We start from the raw sequence: 9,025 nt of genomic DNA, 5'->3' as shown, positions 1-9,025 counted from the left end.
GCATTAGTTGCCTCCTTTTCTCTGTTGGATATTTGTTTCGCAGCTTTATTCTACAGGATTCTGGCTTCTAATGCTTTCTTTTCATTAAAAAAGATGACTCGCTATCTGCGAGCCACCCCAACATATTTTTTAGAACCATAATTAATAACAACAGGAGATTTGACCAGAGAGGTCGGGTCTCCTGTTTTCATGCATGCAACTAATAAGTTAATTGTTTCCGGGAACAGCAGGGTCTATAATAAGGAGAAAGAACACATGACACAAAGAGCGGGCGAAAGCGGTTACTTTTATGAAGGGAGCATACCATGACTGACTATGAACTCTTAGTCATCGTATTGATGATTATGGGCTTGATGGTTAGCAGGGATAACCACAAATAAACGAAAACCGCCAAGCCGGGAACTTGACGGTTTTCAAAAAACACATATTTCCGAACCGCTTTAAACGGTTTCGCTCTTTGTATATAGATTATAGCACGTGCCGGGAAGTGGTTCAACAGGCAAATCGGATACTTCGACGGCAGCAAAGAATTTTGAAAAATACATGACACAAAAGGCGTGAAAGTTTGAAGGTGGTTAACCTTGGGTTTGATAATTATCGGAGTGCTGAATATAAAGAAATAACCGCCGGAGACTTCCAAATCGGGCGGTTATTCAATAACAGCTACGGTTAGCCATTTTCAACGGCTCGCCTTTTGTACATAGATTATACCACATGATTACAGGTGGTTCAATGAGTAAATCAACCCACTCTTTTTGCAGACCCTGGCATTCCGTGAAACCTTGGATTGCCTAAACCACCAGGCACAATAATTTATATAACATAATTCCACGGTTTAGCCTGAATGTGGTATAATAATCGAAGTATTACTGCAGATGGACTGCAATCTGAAAGGGTGAGTGACTATGAAAGATATCTATATTTCCGATATAAAAACACACCAGGAACTGATCTCCTACTTCCTTGTGAAAACTTCTGCTGTCAAGGTCGGCTCAAACAAGAAGGCTTACCTGGATCTGCTGCTGGCGGACTGCACGGGAGAGATCTCCGCAAAGAAGTGGGATATCGCCGATGAGGAACTGCCGGGACTGGAGAAAATCAAAGAAGGATCGATCATCAAAGTCAAGGCGCAGGTGACCGAGTGGAATGGCATGAAGCAGCTGCGTGTCAGCCGGATACGCCAGACTTCAGCAGAAGATCACCTGGTTATGAAAGACTACATCAAAGCTGCGCCGGAAGAGCCGGCGGATATGTATGAGTACATTTACAGCAGAGCGGAGGCTTTCCAGGATCAGGATCTTAGAAATATCTGTATTCGGGAACTGACGGACAATAAGGAGAAACTGATGTATTATCCGGCAGCACAGAAAAACCATCACGCAGAGATGGGAGGGCTGCTGTACCACGTAAAACGCATGCTTATGATGGCGGAACGCGCCTGTGAGGTATATACGAACCTGAACCGGGAACTGGTGATGACCGGAGTGATTTTGCATGATATGGAAAAAATCAATGAAATCCAGTCCAATGAGCTGGGGGTTTCTACCGGATACTCCTTTGAGGGGAAGATGCTGGGTCATCTGGTACAGGGAGTCCGTACCATCGACCGGCTGGCAGGGGAACTTGGTATGCCGCGGGAAAAAGCTGTTATGCTGGAGCATATGATCCTGTCTCATCACTATGAGCCGGAATTCGGAAGTCCTAAAAAGCCTCTGTTTCCGGAAGCGGAGATGCTTCACTACCTGGACATGATCGATGCTAAGATGTTCGATATGCAGGATGCACTGGAAAAGACGGAACCGGGAGAATTCAGCGATCGCGTATGGACGCTGGACAACAGAACTCTTTACAGAGTCAAGGATGAGTAAACATGCTGGAAGAATACAAGGGCACCATTGCAGAAATCATATTTCATAACAACGAAAACGGCTACACGGTAGCCGTTTTTGAGACGGAACTGGAAGCGTTTACCGTTGTGGGGAATTTGCCGGCGGTCAGCGTGGGAAGACATTACCGGCTGAGGGGTGAATTCACCATGCATCCGACCTATGGCGAACAGTTTGCGATCAGGGAATTTGAAGAAGAGCTGCCGTCCACGGAAGACGGGATCCGGGACTTCCTGGCATCCGGAGCCATGAAAGGTGTGGGGAGAAAAACTGCGGCAGCTATCGTGGAACGCTTTGGGGAGAACACTTTGCAGGTGATCGAAGAAGACCCTGGGCAGCTTTGCGGGATCAGCGGCATAGGACCGAAAACGGCTGCAAAGATTTCTGAAGCATTCAAGCAACACAGAGAATTCGCAAACATAACACTGTATCTACAGAATTATGGTATAAACTCCCATTACGCGATGAAGCTGTATGAAGTATATGGAGCAGATACCATACAGGCGATCGAAGAGAACCCATACCAGCTGGTGGACGATATTTTCGGTATCGGGTTTAAGAAGGCAGATAAGATCGCAGAAAAAATGGGGATCGCCCATGATGACAGATTTCGGATCCAGAGCGGGATCAAGTTCACGTTGACTTATTTTGCAGGAGAGGGAAATACGTTCCTGCCTCAGGAGGAGCTTTGTGAAAAAACCGGACAGATGCTGGATCTGCCCATGCAGCAGATAGAGGACAATATTGCAGAGATGGCATTCACCGGGGAGATCCATGTGGAAAACCTGGACAATCGGACAGTCGTGTTTCTCATGCCTTATTATCTTGCGGAGCAGAATGTCTGCAAGTGTCTTTCGATGATCAATGACGCGGGGCTGAAACCTGTTGCGGGGAAAATCGACAGCCTGATCCAGAGGACAGAACGATCGACGGGGATCTTTCTTTCGGAGAATCAGAAACATGCGGTGACCAGCTCCCTGAAGATGGGGGTCAGCGTTATAACGGGCGGTCCGGGTACCGGGAAAACGACTATTATCAATACGATCATAAATATCCTGGAGGACAGCGGTCTGAAAACCGCTATCGCGGCGCCTACAGGGCGTGCTGCAAAGAGAATAACTGAGACGTCGGGTCATTACGCTTCTACGATCCATCGGCTTTTAGAATACTATTTTTCGGAAAGCGAGAATCGCATGAGATTTGGCAGGACGAAGGAAAATCCGCTGGAATACGATGCGATCATTGTGGATGAAGCGTCTATGATAGACCTGCTTTTGATGAACGGGCTAGTCAGTGCGATCAGACCGGGAACCAGACTTATCATCGTAGGGGATTCGGATCAGCTGCCGTCGGTAGGGGCTGGAAACGTACTGCGGGATATCATCGACAGCGAATATATTTACTGTACGAAGCTGACGGAAATCTTCAGGCAGGCCAAGGAAAGCATGATCGTCGTCAACGCTCACCGGATCAATAAGGGGGAATACCCGGACTGCAATGCCAGAGACAAGGATTTTTTCCTGCTTCACAGAAGTCGGGAAAAGGATATGCTGCAGACGATCAAGGAGCTTTGTCTGACACGTCTGCCGGACTATTATACGGATCTGTCGCCGGTGGCGGATATCCAGGTGCTGACGCCTGTGAGAAAAGGACTTCTGGGGAGCATCAATCTGAATAAAGAACTGCAGGAAGTCCTGAATCCACCGAACGAGGCACTGGAAGAAAAGACCTTTGGCGACAGGACCTTCCGCGAAGGCGATAAAGTCATGCAGATCAAAAATAACTACCAGATGGCGTGGAAGAACCTGGAGGACTTCACAGAAGGAGAAGGTGTGTTCAACGGAGACGTAGGGTTCATTCGCAAGGTAGACCGGGAATTCAATGAACTAACGGTGGTTTACGATGAAGTGCGTTATGTAACCTATCATTTTAACCAGCTGGAGGAACTGGAACTGGCATATGCAGTGACGGTCCACAAGAGTCAGGGTAGTGAATTCCCTATCGTGATCATGCCCATCAGCTGGTTCCCGCCGATGCTTGCGACCAGGAATCTTCTGTACACAGGCGTTACAAGGGGAAAACGCGTTGTTGTACTCGTGGGCTCACAGAACAAGCTGGAAGGCATGGTGGACAACAACAGGATCAAAGAGCGGTATTCTGGTCTGGTATACCGGCTGCGCAGAATTTTTTCCATGGAAACTGCGGGCGGTGATGCAGATGATTTTGACCAGATGGATCAATAGAAATTTCAGGGAAAAGAAATGGGAGAACAGAGAGTATTGAGAAAGACGCTGGAGGCACTTTCAGAAGCGGTGTTTCCGTCAAATATTTACTGTGCCTGCTGCGGCTGTCTCATCGATGGAACAAGGCCATATGCCCTTTGTGACAGCTGCATGAAAAAGATGCACTGGAATAACGGGAGAACATGCGAGAAGTGCGGGAAAGCACTGCCGGAGACTTACCGAGGTGGGCGATGCTACAACTGCATGGGGAGCAATCACAGTTTTCGCAAAGGCTACAGCTGCCTCACATACGGATTGTACGAGCGGGAGATGATCCTGGATTACAAGTATAACGGGAAAGGATATCTGGGGAAAAAATTTGGAGACATCCTTTTTGATCGGATTCGCTGGGAAAACCTGAAGATCGATGTTATAATACCGATACCGATCCATAGAACCCGCGAAAGGAAACGGGGATATAATCAGACGGAACTGATGGCAGCCAGACTGGCGCAGCTCTGGGGAAAAACCCTGATGCCGGATGCTTTGCAGAGAACGCGAGAAACGATCCTGCTCAGGAGCCTTTCCCCTATTGAACGGGAAAGTGCGCTGCGCGGAGCCTTTGCAGTAACGAAAAAAGGAAAAGCGGAGCTTCCCGGGAAAGCGATACTGCTGATAGATGATATTTACACGACAGGTGCGACGATAGACGAATGTTCCAGGATCCTTCTGGAATGCGGCGCAGCGGCGGTGGATTTTCTGACACTGGCATCTGGAGGAAACCGCAGACCGAAAGGTCTTTAGACAACGATATAATGCAGTGCGGACAGTAAAGTCTGCATATGACTCAGGTCTGTGATTGAAAGGCCAGGCCAGCTACGGGCAAAGGGTCCCACGTAAGCTGATCCGCAAGGCGGCAGTGATCATGGCGTAGTTTAGAAGTAAGTCCTCTGAGAAACTCAGGTAAAGGCAGGTGTGGGGGCAAAGATCAGGTCAGCTGAGTCATATGCAGACTTTATTGAAAATTCGAAAAACATGTGTTATACTAAGAAAAAGGCTGCAAAGGAGGTTGTTAGTATGAAGACAATCATTACTGGAAAGAATTACACGCCGAGCGACAAGCTCAAGGAAACCATTGAAAAGAAATTTGAAAAGCTGGACAAATACTTTTCCAATGAGATCACGGGAAATATCATGGTGATCAAAGAAAAGGCCGGCTACAAGGTGGAGGCTACCATCAATGCGAAAGGAACGATTTTCAGAGCAGAGATGCGGGCGGACGATCCGTATGATGCAGTTGATCGGGTCATCGAAAAACTTTCGAGTCAGATGTCCCGTTTCAAATCCAAACTCCAGAAGAAATATAAAGGACAGCCGGATCTGATGTTTGCAGATCTTCCGGAATATGAAGAGGAAGAACCGGAAGTGATCCAGGTTGTCAAGAGAAAGAAATTTGAGCTGGAGCCTATGACGGTGGATGAAGCTATCGTTCAGATGGAACTTCTGGCGCATACTTTCTACATATTCCTCAATATGGAGACGGATTCGGTCAATGTGGTATACCGCAGAAATGACAGGGATTACGGCCTTCTGGAAACTTCCTACTAGACGGAACGGTGCCGGAATGGATCCGGTAATATGAATCAGAACGAATGAAAAGCGGAGGATTTTCTCCGCTTTTTTGTTGCGGTGAGACAAAAGTGAAGATTTATTCACGGAAAAGACATGACATACCTATTGAAAACAGAAGGGGATTTCGGTAAAATATAATGAGATAGGTAGAAGGTTAAGGTAGACTTATATGGAACGTTTTTTTGAAAATGTATTTTCCGGAATCGGAATTACAGATATAGTGGATATTCTCATTGTGGCTTTTGTTATATATAAGCTGCTGGGACTGATAAAACAGACGCGTGCGGAACAGCTCCTCAAGGGGGTGCTGGTTTTAGTTGTGGCTACTTTTGTAACGGATCTGATGAACCTGCACACGATCAACTGGCTGCTGAAAGGTACGGTAGCTCTGGGTGCTGTTGCGATCCTGGTGGTGTTTCAGCCGGAGCTGCGGCGTGCGTTGGAATATATGGGTCGCAGCCAACTGATGAAAGGCTCTTTTTCTCAGATGGATAAGGAGAAGGGAAAGCACATTACGGCGCAGATCATCCGAGCGATCGAGAATTTCTCGGCTAACCGCGTAGGTGCGCTGATGGTATTTGAGAAAGAAACGTCTCTGATGGATATCATTGAAACCGGAACGGTGATCGATGCAGAAATATCCGATCAGCTTCTGGGTAATATCTTTTATGAAGGAGCACCGCTTCACGATGGCGCTTTGATCATCAGGCAGGATCGTGCTTATGCGGCTGGCTGCGTTCTGCCGCTGACACACGACAAGAGTATCAGTAAAGACCTGGGGACGCGACATCGTGCCGGCATCGGGATCACAGAAAACTCCGATGCTCTCGTTTTGATCGTTTCGGAAGAAACAGGTGCCATCTCTATGGCGAGTGAGGGAAAACTGACTCGTTTTCTTGATATCAAAACGGTAGAGAAAATGCTGCTGAATATGTACTGGAACAATGAACCGAAGAAAGCTTCGATCGCATTTATTCCGAAGACGATCAATAAAATAAGGGGGAAGAATCATGCTGGAAAATAAGAACGTGCTGAAGATCATCTCCCTGATCATCGCAATTTTATTGTGGGTGTATGTCATGGGAGAAGTAAACCCGGATACAAAGGAAAAAATCAGCGATATCGAAGTGACGTTCGTCAATACGGAGACGCTGGCAGATGAAGGTCTGGCAGTCGTTCATGAACAGGATCTGAGAGTAAGTGCCATTGTCAAAGGAAAGCGCTCTGTCATCAATGAAATGAAGAAGACGGGTCTTACAGCAACGGTAGATGTGGCTGATGCCAGCGAAGGAAAAAACCGCGGTAAGGTAGAGCTGGAACTGCCGTCAGGAGTTACACTTGACAGTATCTCGGACGATACGATCTCCTATAGAGTTGAGAAGAGTATAGAAGTCAAGAAAACTGTTGAGATCGATTTTGTTGGAGACGCAGGAAATGATAAGGATCTTGTGCCGTGGGCATATGATATGTACCCGGATACAGTAACGGTCACCGGCGCGGAGAGTGTGGTAAACGAAGTCGACGCAGTGCGTGGCAAGATAACATCCAATGTGGTGTCGGAAAGTCCGAAAACAGTAGAAGTAGAGCTGATGGCTGTTAAAAAAGACGGAACGGAAGTGCAGGGTGTCGTTTTGAATCACTCCAAAGCAAAGACGACCGTTCGTCTGATGGAGACCAGAGATGTAGATGTTACGATCACATCGAAAAACATGGAAAACGGGAAAGAAGTGGATTCCATCAGTGGCGTGGATTCTGTGAAAGTCGTGGGAACATCGGAAGCTCTGGCTGATCTGGATTCTGTTTCAGCAACAGTGGATGTAAGTGATATCAAATCGCAGGGAAAGAAAGAACTGAATTTTTCTCTGCCGACAGGTGTATATTTATATAACAAGGGAAATTCAACAGAAGTGACAGTAAAAATCAAGACTGCCCAGTAAATTATACTAATGTAGAACAGAGGAGAAGATTATGGGAAGATTATTCGGTACCGATGGTGTCAGAGGCGTTGCAAATGCGGAACTGACGCCGGAACTGGCGTTTAAGCTGGGGAAATCGGGAGCACATGTATTGAGTAAAGACAAGGCGAGACCGGTCGTTTTGATCGGAAAGGACACACGCCTTTCTGGAGATATGCTGGAAGACGCCCTCAGCGCGGGGATCCTGGCGGTAGGCGGCAATGTGATCAAGGTCGGCGTTCTGCCGACTCCGGCGATCGCATACCTGGTACGCGCCTATAAGGCCGACGCCGGTGTTGTGATCTCGGCGTCCCACAATCCGTTTGAGTATAACGGGATCAAATTCTTCAACAGAGATGGATTCAAGCTGGATGATGAGATCGAGGATGAGATCGAAGATATCATCCTCCGGGATATCGATGTCAACAGCCATATCACGGGAGATAAACTGGGACGTTGTCTGGAGGCGGATGATGATGCCCTGGACCGGTACGCTGATTTTCTGAAGAGTACGCTGGATGTGGATATCAAAGGGCGCAAGCTGGTGCTGGACTGTGCCAATGGAGCCGCTTACAGGATCGCAGAAAAGGTATACTCCGAGCTGGGTGCAGACATCACGGTGATCGGTAATGAACCGAATGGTGTCAACATCAATGACGCCTGTGGTTCGACCCACCCTGATAAACTGCAGGAAGAAGTGATACGACAGGGAGCATTCCTTGGTATGGCCTACGATGGCGATGCAGATCGCCTGATCGCAGTAGATGAAAAAGGCAGGATCATCGATGGTGATAAGCTTATCTGCATCTGCGCACAGATGATGAAGGATCGCGGAGAGCTTCCGGGAGATCTGGTGACAGCTACAGTCATGAGCAATATCGGGTTCCATAAATATGTGGAAGGTATGGGATGCAAAGTGGAAGTCACTTCCGTTGGCGACAGATACGTGCTGGAAAGCATGCTGAAAACTGGCTGTAATATTGGTGGAGAGCAGTCCGGACATATTATTTTCCGAAATCATACAACGACGGGAGACGGTATTTTATCTTCTCTGCAGCTGCTTCAGGCAGTGATCCTTTCGGGGAAACTTCCATCGGAGCTTTCGGATGGGATCGAGATTTTCCCGCAGGTTTTGAAAAATGCCAGAGTCAAGAATGAAAACAAAGGAAAATTCCGGGAGGATCCGGAGGTCGAAGCAGCAATCGCCGCCGCTGAAAAGGATCTGGAAGGAGAAGGGCGTGTACTGATCCGCCCGTCAGGAACGGAACCTCTGGTGCGCGTGATGCTGGAGGGACAGGATGCTGTCTCTTATACACATCTGACGCTGCCG

General features: G+C 47.7%; 7 protein-coding genes. All 7 read left to right on the top strand.

What is annotated here, in order from left to right; genetic code table 11:
- Window positions 1–905: 905 nt before the first annotated feature.
- Window positions 906–1,868, top strand: a complete 963-nt coding sequence (locus H8876_RS06255; RefSeq protein WP_177264382.1) for a 3'-5' exoribonuclease YhaM family protein — start codon at window positions 906–908, stop codon at window positions 1,866–1,868.
- Between the two features lie 2 nt (window positions 1,869–1,870).
- A complete protein-coding gene (gene recD2 / locus H8876_RS06250) occupies window positions 1,871–4,129 on the top strand; it encodes an SF1B family DNA helicase RecD2 (RefSeq protein WP_249287016.1) in 2,259 nt (752 codons plus the stop codon).
- Between the two features lie 18 nt (window positions 4,130–4,147).
- Window positions 4,148–4,912: a ComF family protein gene (locus H8876_RS06245; protein WP_249287015.1), complete on the top strand. Its 765-nt coding sequence runs from the start codon at window positions 4,148–4,150 to the stop codon at window positions 4,910–4,912.
- A 273-nt stretch (window positions 4,913–5,185) separates the two neighbouring features.
- Window positions 5,186–5,716, top strand: coding sequence for a ribosome hibernation-promoting factor, HPF/YfiA family (gene hpf, locus H8876_RS06240; RefSeq protein ID WP_249287014.1), 531 nt, complete (start codon window positions 5,186–5,188; stop codon window positions 5,714–5,716).
- Between the two features lie 193 nt (window positions 5,717–5,909).
- On the top strand, window positions 5,910–6,764 hold the full coding sequence (cdaA, locus tag H8876_RS06235; RefSeq protein ID WP_177264385.1) for a diadenylate cyclase CdaA: 855 nt from the start codon (window positions 5,910–5,912) through the stop codon (window positions 6,762–6,764).
- Window positions 6,751–7,677, top strand: coding sequence for a CdaR family protein (locus H8876_RS06230; protein WP_249287013.1), 927 nt, complete (start codon window positions 6,751–6,753; stop codon window positions 7,675–7,677). Before cdaA ends, H8876_RS06230 begins: the two co-directional genes overlap by 14 nt.
- A gap of 31 nt (window positions 7,678–7,708) precedes the next feature.
- Window positions 7,709–9,025, top strand: a 1,317-nt coding sequence (glmM, locus tag H8876_RS06225; RefSeq protein ID WP_249287012.1) for a phosphoglucosamine mutase, incomplete at its 3' end; no start/stop codon positions are given.

Origin of the sequence: Lentihominibacter faecis (genome assembly GCF_014306095.1) — a bacterium.
In the GTDB taxonomy this organism is placed as follows: domain Bacteria; phylum Bacillota; class Clostridia; order Peptostreptococcales; family Anaerovoracaceae; genus Lentihominibacter; species Lentihominibacter faecis.
Note: the sequence above shows the minus strand (reverse complement) of the source record. Positions and strands in the feature narration are given on the sequence as shown.

Excerpts from the sequence above, each read along its gene's own strand:
- H8876_RS06245 (WP_249287015.1), top strand. The coding sequence starts at position 4,148 with ATGGGAGAACAGAGAGTATTGAGAAAGACGCTGGAGGCACTTTCAGAA.
- H8876_RS06255 (WP_177264382.1), top strand. The coding sequence starts at position 906 with ATGAAAGATATCTATATTTCCGATATAAAAACACACCAGGAACTGATC.
- hpf (WP_249287014.1), top strand. The coding sequence starts at position 5,186 with ATGAAGACAATCATTACTGGAAAGAATTACACGCCGAGCGACAAGCTC.
- H8876_RS06230 (WP_249287013.1), top strand. The coding sequence starts at position 6,751 with ATGCTGGAAAATAAGAACGTGCTGAAGATCATCTCCCTGATCATCGCA.
- cdaA (WP_177264385.1), top strand. The coding sequence starts at position 5,910 with ATGGAACGTTTTTTTGAAAATGTATTTTCCGGAATCGGAATTACAGAT.
- recD2 (WP_249287016.1), top strand. The coding sequence starts at position 1,871 with ATGCTGGAAGAATACAAGGGCACCATTGCAGAAATCATATTTCATAAC.